Annotated in this window: 14 protein-coding genes; 4 read left to right on the top strand and 10 right to left on the bottom strand. The window is 71.2% G+C overall.

Annotated features, from left to right (window positions below; genetic code table 11):
* Positions 1-81: 81 nt before the first annotated feature.
* The 4 genes from AB0L59_RS14450 to AB0L59_RS14435 form a co-directional block, all read right to left on the bottom strand.
* Positions 82-516, bottom strand: a complete 435-nt coding sequence (locus AB0L59_RS14450; protein ID WP_365582665.1) for an ester cyclase — start codon at positions 514-516, stop codon at positions 82-84.
* A 29-nt stretch (positions 517-545) separates the two neighbouring features.
* Positions 546-2,363, bottom strand: a complete 1,818-nt coding sequence (locus tag AB0L59_RS14445) for a 5'-nucleotidase C-terminal domain-containing protein (protein ID WP_365582664.1) — start codon at positions 2,361-2,363, stop codon at positions 546-548.
* A gap of 176 nt (positions 2,364-2,539) precedes the next feature.
* On the bottom strand, positions 2,540-2,767 hold the full coding sequence (locus AB0L59_RS14440; RefSeq protein WP_365582662.1) for a hypothetical protein: 228 nt from the start codon (positions 2,765-2,767) through the stop codon (positions 2,540-2,542).
* A 110-nt stretch (positions 2,768-2,877) separates the two neighbouring features.
* Positions 2,878-4,161 carry an adenylosuccinate synthase gene (locus AB0L59_RS14435; RefSeq protein WP_362111493.1) on the bottom strand — a complete coding sequence of 428 codons (1,284 nt, stop codon included), beginning with the start codon at positions 4,159-4,161 and terminating at the stop codon, positions 2,878-2,880.
* 196 nt (positions 4,162-4,357) lie between these two features.
* Between AB0L59_RS14435 and AB0L59_RS14430 the strand changes: the two genes are divergently transcribed.
* Complete coding sequence (locus AB0L59_RS14430) at positions 4,358-5,194, top strand: diacylglycerol kinase (RefSeq protein ID WP_365582660.1); 837 nt, start codon at positions 4,358-4,360, stop codon at positions 5,192-5,194.
* 350 nt (positions 5,195-5,544) lie between these two features.
* Positions 5,545-7,056, top strand: coding sequence for an APC family permease (locus AB0L59_RS14425; protein ID WP_365582658.1), 1,512 nt, complete (start codon positions 5,545-5,547; stop codon positions 7,054-7,056).
* A 6-nt stretch (positions 7,057-7,062) separates the two neighbouring features.
* Here AB0L59_RS14425 and AB0L59_RS14420 read toward each other — a convergent pair whose 3' ends face one another.
* Positions 7,063-7,563, bottom strand: coding sequence for a MarR family transcriptional regulator (locus AB0L59_RS14420; protein ID WP_365582656.1), 501 nt, complete (start codon positions 7,561-7,563; stop codon positions 7,063-7,065).
* A gap of 73 nt (positions 7,564-7,636) precedes the next feature.
* On the opposite strand from AB0L59_RS14420, the gene AB0L59_RS14415 reads away from it, so the two are divergent.
* Together AB0L59_RS14415 and AB0L59_RS14410 are read left to right on the top strand one after the other, a co-directional pair.
* The gene (locus AB0L59_RS14415; RefSeq protein ID WP_365582655.1) at positions 7,637-8,530 is read left to right on the top strand and encodes an ABC transporter ATP-binding protein; all 894 of its coding nucleotides are present in this window, start codon (positions 7,637-7,639) and stop codon (positions 8,528-8,530) included.
* On the top strand, positions 8,527-10,098 hold the full coding sequence (locus AB0L59_RS14410) for an ABC transporter permease (protein ID WP_365582654.1): 1,572 nt from the start codon (positions 8,527-8,529) through the stop codon (positions 10,096-10,098). Before AB0L59_RS14415 ends, AB0L59_RS14410 begins: the two co-directional genes overlap by 4 nt.
* Positions 10,099-10,101: 3 nt before the next feature.
* Here AB0L59_RS14410 and AB0L59_RS14405 read toward each other — a convergent pair whose 3' ends face one another.
* The 5 genes from AB0L59_RS14405 to AB0L59_RS14385 all read right to left on the bottom strand — a co-directional run bounded on the left by AB0L59_RS14405 (position 10,102) and on the right by AB0L59_RS14385 (position 16,075).
* Positions 10,102-11,328, bottom strand: coding sequence for a cytochrome P450 (locus AB0L59_RS14405; RefSeq protein WP_365582653.1), 1,227 nt, complete (start codon positions 11,326-11,328; stop codon positions 10,102-10,104).
* A gap of 574 nt (positions 11,329-11,902) precedes the next feature.
* Positions 11,903-12,568 carry a response regulator transcription factor gene (locus AB0L59_RS14400; protein ID WP_365582652.1) on the bottom strand — a complete coding sequence of 222 codons (666 nt, stop codon included), beginning with the start codon at positions 12,566-12,568 and terminating at the stop codon, positions 11,903-11,905.
* Positions 12,565-13,902 (bottom strand): histidine kinase, encoded by a 1,338-nt coding sequence (locus AB0L59_RS14395; protein WP_365582650.1) that lies wholly within the window; start codon positions 13,900-13,902, stop codon positions 12,565-12,567. Before AB0L59_RS14395 ends, AB0L59_RS14400 begins: the two co-directional genes overlap by 4 nt.
* A gap of 140 nt (positions 13,903-14,042) precedes the next feature.
* The gene (locus AB0L59_RS14390; RefSeq protein WP_365582648.1) at positions 14,043-14,723 is read right to left on the bottom strand and encodes a response regulator transcription factor; all 681 of its coding nucleotides are present in this window, start codon (positions 14,721-14,723) and stop codon (positions 14,043-14,045) included.
* On the bottom strand, positions 14,720-16,075 hold the full coding sequence (locus tag AB0L59_RS14385; protein WP_365582749.1) for a sensor histidine kinase: 1,356 nt from the start codon (positions 16,073-16,075) through the stop codon (positions 14,720-14,722). Before AB0L59_RS14385 ends, AB0L59_RS14390 begins: the two co-directional genes overlap by 4 nt.
* Between the last annotated feature and the right edge of the window lie 9 nt (positions 16,076-16,084).

The following is a 16,084-nucleotide window of genomic DNA, read 5'->3' as shown; positions in this document are numbered from 1 at the left end:
GGCGCCGGACGTACCGCGCCGGCCGGGAAGCGGGCGCCTCGTGCCCCGCTTCCCGGCCGGCGGCCGGTTCGGTGCCGTGGGTCAGCCGGCCACCGGCAGGGGCCAGCCGAGCTGGGCGAACAGGCCGAGGCGGTCGCTCACCGCGCGGATCTCCGCGATCCTGCCGTCCCGCAGCGTGAAGATCCAGATCGCCTCGATCTCGAAGGACCGGCCGGTCGGCTCGGGCATGCGCGGGTGGGCCGCGCTGTGCACGCCCCGCTGGGTCACCCGGGCCACCACCCGGTCGCCCTCGCCGAGCAGCTCGTCCACCCGGACCGTGAGCGGAGCCAGCGCCTCCGCCTGCTGGCGCAGGCCCTCGAAGGCCGCTCCCGGCTCGTCCGCCTCACCATGGATGATCTTGTTGTGGTCCACCACGTCCGCCGCCATGTACTGCGGCAGGTCCTCGAGCCGGCCTTCGCTCACCGCCTCGAAGAAGCCCTGGACCACCTTCTTGCCGTCGTCGGCGCCACCGCCCACAACTCCCCCTGCTCTCAAGGACGTCCCGATCAGAAGACGGGCGTACCGGCCTGCGTCAGCTTCCAGTTGGTGACGGCGAAGTCGGCCGGGTCGAGGCTCTTCTTCGCGGTCACGTAGTCGATCATCAGCTGGCGGATCTCGTTCGTCGAGCTGTACGCGATCGGCGCCGAGGCGATGTGCGGGTAGCCCGAACCGCCGTTCGCGCGGTAGTTGTTCACCGCCACGACGAAGGCCTGGTCGTCGGCGACCGGCGCACCGTTGTAGGTGAGGTTCTTGATCCGCGAACCCTCCGGCTGCGCGATGTCGATCTCGTAGTCGACGCCCGCCGCCGTGTCGTACATGTAGTCCCAGAAGCTGTTGGCGTTGGTGAGGGTCGCCGTGTCGACCTTCGTGCCGGCCGGCACCTGGTGGTAGTACTTCGCCGCGTACTCCAGGTAGTCCTTCAGCTGGGCGCCCGTCAGCTTCTTGCCGTACAGGGTGTTGTCGTAGATGTAGAGGCCGGCGATGTCCTTGATGGTGACGTTGCCCTGGGGGATGTCCGCCGTGCGGCTGAAGGGCGCCGCGACCGAGATCAGCGGGAGCGCCGCGTCGGCCGTCGACAGGCCCGCCTTCACCGTGTCCATCTGGACCTTGTGGATGAAGTCCATGATCGGGACGTCCTTCCAGCAGGAGTCCGCCGCCGAGAGGTCCTGCGTGCAGGTGCCGACCGCCGTGTTGACGTACTTGACCACGAGCTCGTGGTCGGCCTCCAGGAGCTTCTTGATCTCCGGGTCCTCGTCCACGGTGTTGGGGTTGAGGGTCTGCGCCTTCTTGCTCGTCACCTTCCACTGCCCGTGGTGGAGTTCGAGCTCGAAGTCGAAGACGCTCAGGCGGTAGCCCCAGCAGTACGGCTCCGAGAGGAGGACCTCCTCGCCGGTCTCCGCGTTCTTCACCGTGTAGGACGGCACCTCGACGTGCGTGTGGCCGACGAGGATCGCGTCGATACCGGGCACCTGCTCGGCCACCAGGTTCGAGGCGTTCTCCACGTACGGGAGTTCGTCGCCGTAGGAGGACGAGCCGTCGAGGCCCGAGTGGTCCGTCAGGAAGACGACGTCACAGCCCAGCGCGCGCAGCCTCGGAACGTACTTCTTCGCCTGCTCGACCAGCCCGGGGAAGACCATCTTCCCGCTGACGTTGTCCTTGTCCCACAGGGCGATACCGGGGTTGGTGAGGCCGAGGATGCCGACCTTGATGTCCGGGGCGCCGGGGACGCGGATCCGCTTCACGGTGTACGGGTGGAAGGCGGGGCGCAGGGTCTTCGCGTCCAGCGCGTTCGCGCCGAGCAGCGGGAAGTGGCACTGGCTCTCGAACTTGCGCAGTACGTCGATGCCGTAGTTGAACTCGTGGTTGCCGAGGGCGGCGGCGTCGTAGCGCATGTGGTTCATCGCCACGGCCATCGGGTGCTCGGGACCCTTCTTGCCGTCGGTGCCGGTGATCGGCTCGACGCGCGCGAAGTAGTAGGCCAGGGAGGTCCCCTGGATGATGTCGCCGGCGTCGACGAGGAGGACGTGGTCCTCGCCCTTCGCCTCGCGCTGCTGCTTGATGAGGGTGGCCACGCGGGCGACACCGACCGAGTTGCCGGCCTTGTCGCTGTAGGCGGCGTCCTTGTAGTAGTCCCAGTCGAAGACGTGGCTGTGCAGGTCGGTCGTGCCCAGGATGGAGAACGACCAGGTGCGGGGGTGGCAGTCCCGCTTCTGCTCGGCCGCCTGCGCGGGGGCCGCCGCGACGGTTCCCGCGGCGGCGACGGCCGCACCGGTGACCGCCGACTTCTTCACGAACTCCCGGCGGTTCATGGGACTGAGGGGCATACGAGGCTCCTGGAAGGGCTGGAGTGAGGAGGTTGTGTGCGCGTGCCGTGCGGGGACTACCCGCGTAGATGCTTGCCTCACTCCGGTTCGCTGGGAACCAGGAACAACCCAAGGGAAGGTCAAGGAAGTTCATGTCCATGACCACAAGTGAACGAGGGGGTGAACGCGGCGGCCGGTCACCCCGCGAGGCCGTCGACGCGGCCGACGAGCCTGATCTCCGGCGGCCAGAGCACCCTGCTCGCCATCAGCAGGGCCGGGCCCAGGTGCACGGGACACACATACAGCGGGGGCAGGCCGTGCCGGGCGATCTCGAAGACGGCCGGGTCGGAGCAGTCCGTGCCGCCGGCCTCGCGGCCTTCACCGCCGTACGGTCCCCGGCACCGTGCGTTCCGGTGGACGCTCATACGTCCATTGTCCACCCGGGCATGTCACCCATGGACGCGACGAAGGGCCGTCCGCCGGTCCCGCCCGAAGAGGGCGGACCGGCGGACGGCCCCCGGCGCGTGGGGAGCCTCTACAGGAAGGAGTTGATCTCGATCGTCTCGTCCCGGCCCGGGCCCACGCCGATCGCGGAGATCGGGGCGCCGGACATCTCCTCCAGCGCCTTGACGTAGTTCTGCGCGTTCTTGGGGAGGTCGGCGAAGGACTTGGCCTTCGTGATGTCCTCGTTCCAGCCCGGCAGGGTCTCGTAGACCGGCTTCGCGTGGTGGAAGTCGGTCTGGGAGTACGGAAGTTCCTCGACGCGCTTGCCGTCGATCTCGTACGCGACACAGACCGGGATCTGCTCCCAGCCGGTCAGCACGTCCAGCTTGGTGAGGAAGAAGTCGGTCAGGCCGTTGACGCGGGTCGCGTAGCGGGCGATCACGGCGTCGAACCAGCCGCATCGGCGGTCACGGCCCGTCGTCACACCCCGCTCGCCGCCGATCCGGCGCAGCGCCTCGCCGTCCTCGTCGAACAGCTCGGTCGGGAAGGGGCCGGCGCCCACGCGGGTCGTGTAGGCCTTGAGGATGCCGATGACCCGGCTGATCTTCGTCGGGCCCACGCCGGCGCCGGTGCAGGCACCGCCGGCGGTCGGGTTCGAGGAGGTCACGAAGGGATACGTGCCGTGGTCGATGTCCAGCAGCGTGCCCTGGCCGCCCTCGAAGAGCACGACCTTGTCCTGTTCCAGCGCCTGGTTGAGGACCAGCACCGTGTCGGCGACGTACGGCTTGATCTGCTCGGCATAGCCCAGCAGCTCCTCGACGACCTGGTCCACGGCGATCGCGCGCCGGTTGTACAGCTTGGTGAGGATCTGGTTCTTGACGTCGAGGGCCGCCTCGACCTTCTGGGTCAGGATCGACTCGTCGTACAGGTCCTGGACCCGGATGCCCACGCGGTTGATCTTGTCCGCGTAGGTCGGCCCGATACCGCGCCCGGTCGTGCCGATCTTCCGCTTTCCGAGGAAGCGTTCCGTCACCTTGTCGACGGTGACGTTGTACGGCGTGATGATGTGCGCGTTACCGCTGATCAGGAGCTTGGACGTGTCGACGCCACGCTCGTTCAGACCGCTCAGCTCGGAGAGCAGGACCGACGGGTCGACGACGACTCCGTTGCCGATGACCGGAACACAAGTAGGCGAGAGGATTCCGGAAGGGAGGAGGTGGAGCGCGTACTTCTGGTCGCCGACGACGACCGTGTGGCCGGCGTTGTTGCCGCCCTGGTACCGCACTACATAGTCCACCGAGCCACCGAGCAGGTCGGTCGCCTTTCCCTTGCCTTCGTCACCCCACTGAGCACCGAGCAGCACAAGTGCGGGCACGCGCGTACACCCCTTCCGGGCGGGGCATGTCCAAGGTCGGGGGCGTGGGCGTAAGGTTCACCGCCGCGTACCACAGCGACCGTCGTTGGTCGCCAACCGTCGGACCGGATGCCCCGGAATAGACGAAGCCCCTGGCGCAATAGCGCAAGGGGCTCTTGCACAAAGATGCTACCCGAGGAAGCGAGGCAGGACCGAGGTGGCGACTTTCGCGACGTCCGAACAGCTGCTGGTGATCATCGATCCGGTGGCACGGCAGACGGACGGGGAGTCCGTACGGATCGCGAAAGACGTGCTCAGCGCGGGTGCGGCCGCCAAGGTGTGTCTGCCCGACGGGCCGGAGGAATTCGCCCGCGCGCTGGGCCGACGGGGTTCGAGGCGGCCGGTCGTGGTGGGGGACGGACGCGCTCTGATGCGGACCGTGACCCTGCTGCACCGGGCGCGCGAACTGGCCGGATGCGCGCTGTCGGTGGTCCCCGTGGGGGACACCGGCCTCGCCGAGTCGCTGGGCGTGCCGGGCGGGGCGGTGGCGGCGGCGCGGGCCGTGCTGGACGGGGCCGAGCGGCGCCTGGACCTGCTGGTCGACGACAGCGACGGGGTCGTGCTGAGCGGTCTGGGGATTCCGCCGCAGCCGGTGCGGGTGGCCGCCGCCGAGCCGGTGCCGGTCGCCGCCGGGCGGGCCTGGTACCGCTCCCTGGTCCGCACCCTCGCCCCGCGCCCGCCCCGGCTCTCCGCGGTGCCCTCTCCCGGTCCCTCGCGGCTGCGGGTGGAGGTCGACGGGGAGACGGTGGTGGACCTGGGCCAGCCCGTGGAGGCCGTGTCGGTCACACCGGGCACGGGAGGGTTCGCGGAGGTGGAGGTACGGCCCCTGTCGGTGGGTGCGGAGGCCACGCCGCTGCGGACTTCCGGGCGCACGGTGACGGTGACCGGCGCGGACTTCCGCTACCGGGCGGACACGGGGGTGACGGGACCGGTGCGAAGGCGGACCTGGCGGGTGGCGGAGGGGGCCTGGGGGCTGGTGCTGCCGTCAGCGTGAGCCGGGGGCTTGGAAGCCGGAGGTGTCGAGGGTCGGGACCGTACGCACGCTCGTCGCCCGGGAAGACGTACAGGAACGGCCCCGTTTCGATGGGCTCGCCGCCGCTTGTCGTCGGTCGCTCTGGCATCAGCGTCATGATGCGCCCGTTCCACGAACGCCGACCAGGCGCCACTCGGCGTAGCCGAGCGAACACGCAGGCGGGTCGAGATCGTGGAACCAACCCCCCCCCCAATGGTCTGGTGACAAATATTTAACCCCGTCGACCCCTTCCCGCGCCCCTCCCCCGTGCACCATCCTGCTCCATCAGGACCCACCAGGACTCATGGACCGGACACGGAGGGGGCCACCCGATGGCAGTGGACGAGGGCGTCGCCCCGGCGGCGGGAACAGCGGACGAAGAAACGGTTCACCGGCTGAAACCCAACGCTGTGGGGTTGCTGGGCGTGGTCTTCATGGCCGTCGCCACCGCCGCGCCGATCACCGCGATGACCGGCAACGTGCCCTTCATGGTGTCGGCCGGCAACGGGATCGGGGCGCCCGCCAGCTATCTCGTCGCAATGGTCGTCCTGGCAATCTTTTCCGTGGGTTTCACGTCGATGGCGAAACACATCACGTCGACCGGCGCCTTCTACGGGTTCATTTCCTACGGCCTCGGACGGACCGCCGGCCTCGCCTCCGGACTGCTCGCGACCTTCGCCTACGTCGTCTTCGAGCCGGCGCTCATCGGCATCTTCTCGACCTTCGCGACGACGACCCTGAGGGACCAGACCGGCGTCCACCTGCCCTGGTGGGCGTTCGCGATCCTGATGCTCGCCATCAACGCGACCGGCACCTGGTTCGGGGTCAGCGTGGCCGAGAAACTGCTGGTGGTGCTGCTGGGCACCGAGGTGACGGTGCTGGCGGCCATGGCCGTGTCCGTGGCCTTCCACGGGGGTGGCCCGCACGGGTTCAGCCTCGCTCCGGTCGACCCCGTCAACGCCTTCAAGGGCACGTCCGCCGGGCTCGGCCTCTTCTTCGCCTTCTGGTCCTGGGTCGGCTTCGAGTCGACCGCGATGTACGGCGAGGAGTCCCGCGACCCGAAGAAGATCATCCCCAAGGCGACCATGATCAGCGTGCTGGGCGTGGGGGTCTTCTACGTCTTCGTCTCCTGGATGGCCATCATCGGCAACGGCGAGGCCGAGGCCGTGAAGGCCGCCTCCTCCGCCAACCCGCTCGCGCTGTTCTTCCACCCCACCGAGCGGTACGTCGGCCACTGGGCGGTCGACGTCATGCAGTGGCTGATGATCACCGGTTCGCTGGCCTGCGGCATGGCCTTCCACAACTGCGCCGCCCGCTATCTGTACGCCCTCGGCCGGGAGGGCGTCCTGCCCTCGCTGAAGAACACCGTCGGCCGCACCCACGCCCGGCACGGCTCCCCGCACATCGCGGGCCTGGTGCAGACGGTGGTGAGCGCCGTACTGATCGCCGCCTTCTGGATCGCGGGCAAGGACCCGTACAACGCCCTCTACGTGCTGCTGGCCATCCTCGGCACCATGGCGATCCTGATCGTGCAGGCCGTGTGCTCCTTCGCGGTACTCGTCTACTTCCGCAGGCACCACCCCGAGAGCCGCCACTGGTTCAGGACCTTCGCCGCCCCGCTCGTCGGCGGCGTCGCGATGCTCGGCGTGGTCGTGCTGCTGGTGTCCAACATGGGGGCCGCGGCGGGTGCGGAGTCCGGCTCGGCGCTGCTGAAGGCGACGCCGTGGCTGGTGGCGCTGGTCGCGGCGACGGGGGTGGGCTGTGCCCAGTACCTGAAGCGGCGGGCGCCCGAGCGGTACGCGCTGCTGGGGCGGACGGTGCTGGAGGAGACGAAGGAACGCTGAGCGGGCTCAGTCCGTGTACTTCCGCTCGCGGTAGGCCCGCCAGCGCTCCATCATCTCGGCCACGTCCCGCTCGATGAACTCGAAGAAGTCCAGCGTCTCGGCGAGCCGGCGCCCCGCGGGGGTGTCGGCGCCGAGGCCGGCCACCCCTTCCCGCAGGGCGTCCTCCCAGCGCTTGATGATCGCCTCGCGGTTGGTGAGCGCCTCGTACCACTGGTCGCTGTGCACCCGGTAGCGCTCACGGCGCGAGCCGGGCTCCCGCTCCCTGGACACCATGTGGACCTGGGCGAGATAGCGCACGGCGCCGGAGACGGCCGCGGGGCTGATCCGCAGCTGCTCGCCCAGCTCGGCCGAGGTCAGGGCGCCGTCGTCGGAGGCGAGCAGCGCGGCGAACACCCGGGACGGCATGCGCGGCATGCCCGCCTCGACGAGCTGTGCCGCGAAGTGCTCGACGAACCGCGACACCGACTCCGGGTCCCGCTCCGGCGCTCCCGACCTCGACTCCGTCATGCCCTCACCCTAACCGAGATTCATGTGTTTCCTTAACTTCACAAATTTCTGAAAGAAGCGTACGTTCGGGGCCATGACGAAGGCAATCACGGTCGCCGGACTCCACAAGTCCTTCGGCCGTACCCACGCGCTGGACGGCCTCGACCTGGACGTCGAGGCCGGGGAGGTGCACGGCTTCCTCGGCCCCAACGGAGCCGGCAAGTCGACCACGATCCGGGTGCTCCTCGGGCTGCTGCGCGCCGACTCGGGCGCCGCGCAGGTGCTGGGGCGCGACCCGTGGCGGGACGCGGTGGAGGCGCACCGCCGGATCGCCTATGTGCCCGGGGACGTGACCCTGTGGCGCAACCTCTCCGGCGGCGAGGTCATCGACCTCTACGGCCGGCTGCGCGGAGGGCTCGACAACCGGCGCCGTGCCGAACTGATCGACCGCTTCGAGCTGGACCCGGCCAAGAAGGGCCGCACGTACTCCAAGGGAAACCGGCAGAAGGTCGCCCTGGTCGCCGCCTTCGCCTCGGACGTGGACCTGCTGATCCTGGACGAGCCGACCTCGGGCCTGGACCCGCTGATGGAGGAGGTCTTCCAGGCCTGCGTCGAGGAGGAACGGGAGCGCGGCCGTACGGTCCTGCTGTCCTCGCACATCCTGAGCGAGGTCGAGGAACTCTGCGACCGGGTCAGCATCATCCGCAAGGGACGGACCGTGGAGAGCGGCTCCCTGGCCGACCTGCGGCATCTGACCCGCACCAGTGTGAGCGCCGAACTCGCGGGCCCGCCGGACGGACTGGCCCTCCTGCCGGGCGTGCACGACCTGGACGTCCAGGGGCACCGGGTCCGGCTCCAGGTGGACACCGACCAACTCGACACCGTACTGCGCTCGTTGACCGCCTCCGGAGTGCGCTCGCTGGCCGCGACACCGCCGACACTGGAGGAGCTGTTCCTGCGGCACTACCGGGACGAGGTGCCGGCATGACCCGCCCACTGGCCGGGACCGGCGCCCTGCTGAGGTTCGCCCTGCGCCGCGACCGGGTCCTGATCCCGGTCTGGGTCGCGGTGAACGCGCTGATGGTCCTCTCCATGCCGAAGACGCTGAAGAGCCTGTACGGCACGCCCGCCCAACGCGCCGACCTCATGCACCGGATGGCCGCCGACGGCTCCCTGCGCGCCATGGTCGGCCCGGTCTTCGGCGACTCCCTGGGCGCGCTGACGGCCTGGCGGGTCGGGGTCTACGCGGGCGCGCTCGCCGCCGTGACCAGCCTGCTCGTCGTCGTACGGCACACCCGGGACGAGGAGGAGAGCGGACGGCAGGAGCTGGTGTCCTCCGGAATGGTGGGGCGCCGGGCCCCGCTCACGGCGGCCCTGCTGGCGGCGGCGGTCGCGAACGCGGCCCTGTGCGTGCTGGTCGTGGCGGGCCTCGCCGGGCAGGGCGGGTCGGGTGCGCTGGCCTTCGGGCTCGGGGTGGCCGGTGTCGGCATGGCCTTCGCCACCACCGCGGCGATCGCCGCCCAGCTGACGGAGAGCGCCCGGTCGGCCCGGGGGCTGACGGCGGCCGTGCTGGGCGCGGCGTTCGTACTGCGCGCGGCCGGCGACTCGGCGACGGACGCGGGTTGGTCGGTGCTGACCTGGCTGTCCCCGCTGGGCTGGCTGGAGCATGTCCGGCCCTACGCCGCCGAACGCTGGTGGGTGCTGCTGCTGTTCGCGGCGGCCGTCGCCCTCCAGGCCCTCCTGGCCTACGCGTTGGCGGGGCGCCGGGACGTCGGCATGAGCTTCCTGCCGACCCGGCCGGGACCGGCGGTCGGCCGCCTCGGCACGGCGGGCGCGCTGGCCTGGCGGCTGCAGCGCGGCAGCGTGCTCGGCTGGTCGACCGGCTTCTTCCTCGCCGGGGTCGTCTACGGCGGGCTGACGGACGGCGCCGCGGGGCTCGTCGGCGACAACGCCAAGGCGCGGGAGATCTTCCAGCGGATGGGCGGCCAGTCGGGCCTGACGGACGCCTTCCTCGCCGCGATGGTCGGCCTGCTCGGCCTGATCGCCGCGCTGTACGTCGTCTCCTCCGTGCTGAGGCTGAGCGGCGAGGAGACCTCCGGCCGGGCCGAGCCGGTCCTGGCCGCCGCAGTGGGGCGACTGCGCTGGGCGGCCGGCCACCTGCTGATCGCCTTCGGCGGTTCGGCCCTGATCATGCTGCTGGCCGGGCTCGGCTTCGCCGTCGGCTACGGCAGGCAGGTCGGGCCGGTGCTGGGCGCGTGCCTGCTCCAGGTCGCCGCGGTGTGGGTGATCGGCGGCATCACCGTCCTGCTCCACGGGGTCCTGCCGCGCGGCGCGGTGGCGGCGTGGGGGGTGGCCGGCGCGGTGCTGCTGATCGGCTGGATCGGGCCGGCGCTCGACGCGCCCCGTGCGGTGCTGGACCTCTCCCCGTTCGGGCATCTGCCGAAGCTGCCGGGCGGACACCTCGACTGGACCCCGGTGGGCATCCTGGTCGCCGTCGCGGCGCTGCTGGTGGCGGTGGGGCTTGCCGGAGTGCGGCGTAGGGATCTGACCGGCTGAGCCTCAGCCGCCCACCTCGACGGTCAGCCCCTCCAGCCCCCTGATGACGAAGTTCGGCTTGCGCCGCGGCTCCGCCGCCAGGGTCAGCGCAGGGGCCTGCTGGAGGAGGGCCGTCATCGAGGCGGCCAGCTCGATACGGGCCAGGGGCGCGCCGATGCAGTAGTGGATGCCCGCGCTGAAGGAGATGTGCGGGTTGTCGGTGCGGGCGAGGTCCAGTCGCTCGGGCCGCTCGAAGACGTCGGGGTCGTGATTGGCGGAGCCGAAGAGCATGGCGATCTCCGAGCCCCTCGGGATCGTCGTGCCGTCGATCTCGATGTCGTCCAGCACCCAGCGTTCGAAGAGCTGGAGCGGGGTGTCGTAGCGCATCAGCTCCTCGATCGCGGAGGGGACGAGCGAGTGGTCGGCCCGCAGGGCGGCCAGCTGGCCGGGGTTGCGGAACAGCGCCCACCAGCCGTTCACCGTGGCGTTGACCGTGGCCTCGTGGCCGGCGTTGAGCAGCAGGACCGCCGTGGAGATCATCTCCTGCTCGGTCAGCCGGTCGTCGTCCTCGTCGTGCGCGGCGATCAGACCGGAGACGAGGTCCTCGCCCGGCTCCTTGCGGCGGGCCGCGATCAGCTCCCGCAGACACTCCGAGAACTCGAGGGAGGCGCGGACCGCCTGCGCCGCGGTCTCCTCGGACGGGTTCAGCTCGTACATCCCGCAGATGGCCGCCGACCAGGGGCGGAGCTGGGCGCGGTCCGTCTCGGGGATGCCGAGCATCTCGGCGATCACCGCGACCGGCAGCGGCTCGGCCACGTCCCGCAGCAGATCACCGCCGCCGTCGCGGACGAGCGCGGCCACCAGGTCGCCCGCCAGGCCGTGGACGTAGGGCTTCAGGCGCTCCACCGTGCGCGGCGTGAACGCCTTCGACACCAGGCGCCGGATCCGGGTGTGGTCCGGCGGCTCCAGGTCGAGCATGCCGTGGTCGTTGAGCGTGTGGAAGGGCTCGTGCTCCGGCGGGGGCGGGGTCCGCCCGAAGTCCTCGTGCGAGAACCGGTGCTGGTACGTCCGCCCCAGGCGGCGGTCCCGGAGCAGCGCCGAGACGTCCGCGTGGTGCGGGACCAGCCACTGGTCCGTCGGTTCGTACCGGATCACCCGGCCGCGTGCGCGAAGCTCGGCGTAGGCCGGGTACGGGTCGGCGACGAACGCCGGGTCCCAGGGGTCAAAACCGAGGTCGTGAGAGCCTGCCATGCGGGGAAGCTAACCCGCCGGGCCGAGGTCTGACCAGGGGGCGGTCCGCCCGTGACCTGCTCAGCCGCGGGCCTCGCGGCGGAAGTCGTAGTAGTCCTTCCCACCGACGAGTAAGGACGTGACGCGCACCGGCAGCCCCTCGGTGTCCCCGGGGCTCCTGCGAGGTCTGCCGGGTGAAGCCCAGGGACGCTCCTGGGATCACCGGGTACTCGGGCCGGGACGTGTCGACCGTCCAGCCCCGCTCGGCGGCGCGCCGGAGGATGTCCTCCGCGGGGGTGCGGAACACGTCGTCGCCGTCGAGCGGGACCCGCGTCCCGGACGTCCGGCCCTCGCCGGGCCACCACACCTCGACCGCCGTGACCGTGGGGCTGTTCTCCAGGAGGGCCTGCACGCCGACCCCGTCCAGGGACCAGGAGGCGCGCGCCGAACTCCGGATCCTGAGCACTCTCGGGTCGCCCCAGCCGGGCACCGCCGCGATCGCCTCGTCGAGCGTCGTCCCCAGCCGCAGTGGTGCGACTCCGTGCGGTGGGTCGAGTACCAGCTCCATGGAACCCCCAGCTCCGGCGCCTCCCCATCAGCCCGGTGTCACCAGTCGCGCCTCGTATGCGAAAACCGCTGCCTGGGTGCGGTCCCTGAGGCCCAGTTTGACCAGGATACGGCTCACATGGGTCTTGATCGTCGACTCGGCCACCACCAGCCGCTCGGCGATCTCCGCGTTGGACAGGCCCTGGGCGATCAGGATCAGGACCTCGGTCTCGCGCTCCGTGAGCTCGCCGTAGGCCGCCTGGGCCGACGGGACCAGGCGCGGGGGGTCCGAGAGGCGGGAGAACTCCGTGATCAGGCGTCTGGTGACCGAGGGCGCCAGCAGGGCCTCCCCCGCCGCCACCACCCGGACGCCGTCCGCGAGTTGGCGCGCCGAGGCGTCCTTCAGCAGGAATCCGGAGGCTCCCGCGCGCAGGGCCTGGTACACGTACTCGTCCAGGTCGAAGGTCGTCAGGACCAGCACCTTCGCCGCCGCGTCCGCCGCCACGATCTCCCGGGTCGCCTCGATGCCGTTCAGCTCCGGCATGCGGATGTCCATCAGGACGACGTCCGGCGCGAGTTCACGGGTCCGCTCCACCGCCTCCCTCCCGTTCACGGCCTCGCCGACGACCTCGATGCCCGGCATCGCGTTCAGCAGGACGGAGAAGCCCTCGCGGACCATCATCTGGTCGTCCGCGATCAGTACGCGGATGCTCATGCGTCCCCTTCGGCCGAGGCGGCCGCCGGCACCGGCAGGAACACCGTCACCTCATAGCCCCCGTCCGGCGAGGGGCACACCGCCATCTCGCCGTTGAGCATCGACACGCGCTCCCGCATGCCCGTGATGCCGTGCCCCGCACCCGGGGAGGGTTTGACGAGGTGGGGAGCGGGCGGCGGGGTGTTGACTATGCGCAGGCCCAGCCCGCCGAGAACATAGCCGATCTCCACCCGGGCGCTCGCTCCCGGCGCGTGCCGCAGGGTGTTGCTGAGGGCCTCCTGCACGATCCGGTACGCCGACAGCTCCACGCCCTGCGGGAGTTCACGCACGGCGCCGGTCACCGCCTTGTCCACCGTCAGGCCCGCCTCCCGCACGTTGGCGAGCAGCCCGTCGAGGTCGGCCAGGGTGGGCTGGGGGGCGTCCGGTGCCTCGTAGTCCTCCGCGCGCACGACACCGAGGACACGACGCAGCTCGGTCAGGGCCGCCACCGCGTTCTCCCTGATGGTGGCGAACGCCTTCTCCAGCTCCTCCGGCGGGTTCTCCACCCGGTAGGGCGCGGCCTCCGCCTGGATGGCGACCACCGACATGTGATGGGCGACCACGTCGTGCAGCTCGCGGGCGATCGTCGTGCGCTCCTCCAGCAGGGTGCGGCGGTGGCGTTCGTGCTCGGTGACCGTCTGCTGGGCGGTCACCTCCCGCTGGGCCTGGCGGCGGATGTGCCGAACCGCGACGACCAGCAGGAGCAGGGCCGACACGAGCAGCATCGGAGCCACGTTGGTGTCGTAGCGGTGCCAGCCGAAGACGTCTCCGACGACGAAGCCGTAGACCGCGGTCGTCACCCACATCGAGGCCGCGGTGCGCGGGCGGGTGCGCAGCGCGACGACCGTGAGCACCACGAGGTGCGACAGGAAGCTGCCCGGCAGCCAGGGCCAGTCGCTCCACCCGCCCCGGCCGATCACGGCGGCGACCGTGCTCGCGCCCAGCGAGACCCAGAACGCCCCCACCGGACGCGCCAGCGTCAGCAGGACCGGTGCCAGCGCCAGCAGCCCGCACAGCAGGACGGCGGGCCCGGACTCGAAGGAGCCCGCCACCGCGAGGGACATCGCCATCACGCCCAGGGCGGCCACCACCGTGTGCGGCAGCCAGCCCGCGCCGGACAGACGGCGGGTGAGCGGGCCGTCGGCGCTCAGGCGGGGCAGCGGGTCATAGGCGAAGGCGTCCTGGAACAGGTCCTGCCGCAGCCCTCGCAGGGCGTCCGCGGCCAGCCGGAACTCCGGGCTGCGCGGCCGACCGGCCTGGCCCGGTGTCGTCTGCGTGTGCGTCGTCTGGGTCACGTACGCAACGGTAGGCGCGGGCCGGGGCGCGGTCGTCACCTTGGAGAGGGGTTCTCGGACGTCCCTCTCAGGTACTACGGGTCGCCCTTTGAGGGGTTCGGCCCCGTACGGCGCACGTACGGCCGAACCTCCTCGTCTGCTCAGCGGCCGCCCGGGCGGACCACGCCGGACTCGTAGGCGAAGACCGCCGCCTGGGTGCGGTCGCGCAGGCCCAGCTTCACCAGGATCCGGCCCACGTGGGTCTTCACGGTCTGCTCGGCCACGACCAGCCGCTCGGCGATCTCCGCGTTCGACAGGCCCTGCGCGATCAGCGCCAGCACCTCCGTCTCCCGTTCGGTGAGGTCGCCGACGCGCTTCTTCAGCGGGGCGCGGCGGCTGCCGTCCAGGCGGGAGAACTCGGCGATCAGCCGGCGGGTGATGCCGGGCGCGAGGAGGGCGTCGCCCGCGGCCACGATCCGTACCGCCTCGGCCAGCTTGTCCGCGGAGGCGTCCTTGAGCAGAAAGCCGGAGGCGCCGGCCCGCAGCGCCTCGTACACGTACTCGTCCAGGTCGAACGTGGTCAGCACCAGCACCTTGATGGCCGGATGCTCGGCGGTGATCCGGCGGGTCGCCTCGATGCCGCCGAGTTCCGGCATCCGGATGTCCATCAGCACCACGTCCGGAGCCAGTTCGGCGGTCTGCGCGATCGCGTCGAGTCCGTCGACCGCCTGCCCGATCACCTCGATGCCGGGCTGGATGCCGAGCAGCACGCTGAAACCCTGCCGCACCATCTGCTGGTCGTCGGCGATGAGTACGCGGATGGGGCCGGCGCCGCTCGTCATGGGGTCTGCTCTCCTGTCGCGGGGTCGGGGTGGCCGGGCGGTACGGGGGCGCCGCCGCTGGGGAGGAACGCCGTCACCATGAAGCCGCCGTGCGGATGGGGAGCGGCGGTCAGGCTCCCGCCCAGCATCGCCGCGCGCTCCCGCATGCCGAGCAGACCGTGCCCGCTGCCGGGGGACGGCTGAACCGGTTGTCTCGGACGGCCGTTGGCGATGCCCAGGGCTATGCCGTCGGGCAGGTGCACCACGTCCACGCGGACGGTGGCGCCGGGTGCGTGGCGCAGCACATTGCTCAGGGCCTCCTGCACGATCCGGTAGGCGGACAGCTCCACCCCGGGCGGGTAGCCCCGGGGTTCGCCTTCGATGAGCTTCCTGACCTCAAGGCCGGCCGCCCTGGTGTTCTCGATCAGGGTGTCCAGACGGGCGAGGTTCGGCTGCGGGGCGTCCGGGGCCGGGCCCGCGCCGGGGGCGGACAGCCCGTAGGGATCGCCTGCCTCGTCGGGGTCGTCCGCGTTCTCCGACCGCAGCACCCCGAGGACGCGGCGCAGCTCGGTCAGGGCCTCCAGGGCGTTGTTGCGGATGCCGGCGAGGTTCTCCCTGAGCTCCTGCGAGGGGTTGTCCACCAGATGCGGGGCCACCTGGGCCTGGATCGAGATCACGGACATGTGGTGGGCGACCACGTCGTGCAGCTCGCGGGCGATACGGCTGCGCTCCTCCAGCAGGGCACGCCGGGCCCGTTCCTCCGCGGTGATCGTCGTCTGCTGGACCAGTTCCGCGCGGGCCTCGCTCCGGTCGCGCAGGGCGGCTCCGATGACGGCGGCGACGGCGAACAGGCCGACGGCGGTGTATCCCGTCGGGGAGTACGCCTGCGCCCCTATGCCGCCCTCGACGACGAGGGTCACCACGGCCGTCACACCGAGCGCGGCGACCGTGCCCCGGACGCGGACGCGCAGGGCGAGGAGCAGGAGCACGGTCATGTGGGCCAGCAGAACGGGCGTGGACCAGGGCCAGTTGGGACCGATGTGGTGCACGGCGGCCGCCGGCCCGCGCTGCGGCTGCTGGACGAGCCGGAGCTGCGCCAGCTGCTGGCGGGCGAGCAGCGCGGTGGCGACGGCCGTGGTCAGGGACAGGGCCCAGGCGGGCACGGGACGCCGGAGGGCCACGACGACCGCGACGGCCTGGAGGAAGGTGCTCAGGAACGCCACGGCCGGGGCGAAGCCGTAGCTGTCGGACAGCTCCTCGGCGCCGGCGAGCGTGATTCCGAGAGCCAGATAGCCGACGAGAAGGTAGGTGAGCAGGCGCAGCCAGCGGTACTTCGAGAAGGGCGGCGACTGCGACGAGGGCGACTCACCCAGCCAGGCACC

It is taken from the genome of Streptomyces sp. NPDC052109, assembly GCF_040680195.1.
Classification (GTDB): domain Bacteria; phylum Actinomycetota; class Actinomycetes; order Streptomycetales; family Streptomycetaceae; genus Streptomyces.
Note: the sequence above shows the minus strand (reverse complement) of the source record. Positions and strands in the feature narration are given on the sequence as shown.

Excerpts from the sequence above, each read along its gene's own strand:
- AB0L59_RS14445 (WP_365582664.1), bottom strand. The coding sequence starts at position 2,363 with ATGCCCCTCAGTCCCATGAACCGCCGGGAGTTCGTGAAGAAGTCGGCG.
- AB0L59_RS14410 (WP_365582654.1), top strand. The coding sequence starts at position 8,527 with ATGACCCGCCCACTGGCCGGGACCGGCGCCCTGCTGAGGTTCGCCCTG.
- AB0L59_RS14425 (WP_365582658.1), top strand. The coding sequence starts at position 5,545 with ATGGCAGTGGACGAGGGCGTCGCCCCGGCGGCGGGAACAGCGGACGAA.
- AB0L59_RS14390 (WP_365582648.1), bottom strand. The coding sequence starts at position 14,723 with ATGACGAGCGGCGCCGGCCCCATCCGCGTACTCATCGCCGACGACCAG.
- AB0L59_RS14400 (WP_365582652.1), bottom strand. The coding sequence starts at position 12,568 with ATGAGCATCCGCGTACTGATCGCGGACGACCAGATGATGGTCCGCGAG.
- AB0L59_RS14440 (WP_365582662.1), bottom strand. The coding sequence starts at position 2,767 with ATGAGCGTCCACCGGAACGCACGGTGCCGGGGACCGTACGGCGGTGAA.
- AB0L59_RS14420 (WP_365582656.1), bottom strand. The coding sequence starts at position 7,563 with ATGACGGAGTCGAGGTCGGGAGCGCCGGAGCGGGACCCGGAGTCGGTG.
- AB0L59_RS14405 (WP_365582653.1), bottom strand. The coding sequence starts at position 11,328 with ATGGCAGGCTCTCACGACCTCGGTTTTGACCCCTGGGACCCGGCGTTC.
- AB0L59_RS14415 (WP_365582655.1), top strand. The coding sequence starts at position 7,637 with ATGACGAAGGCAATCACGGTCGCCGGACTCCACAAGTCCTTCGGCCGT.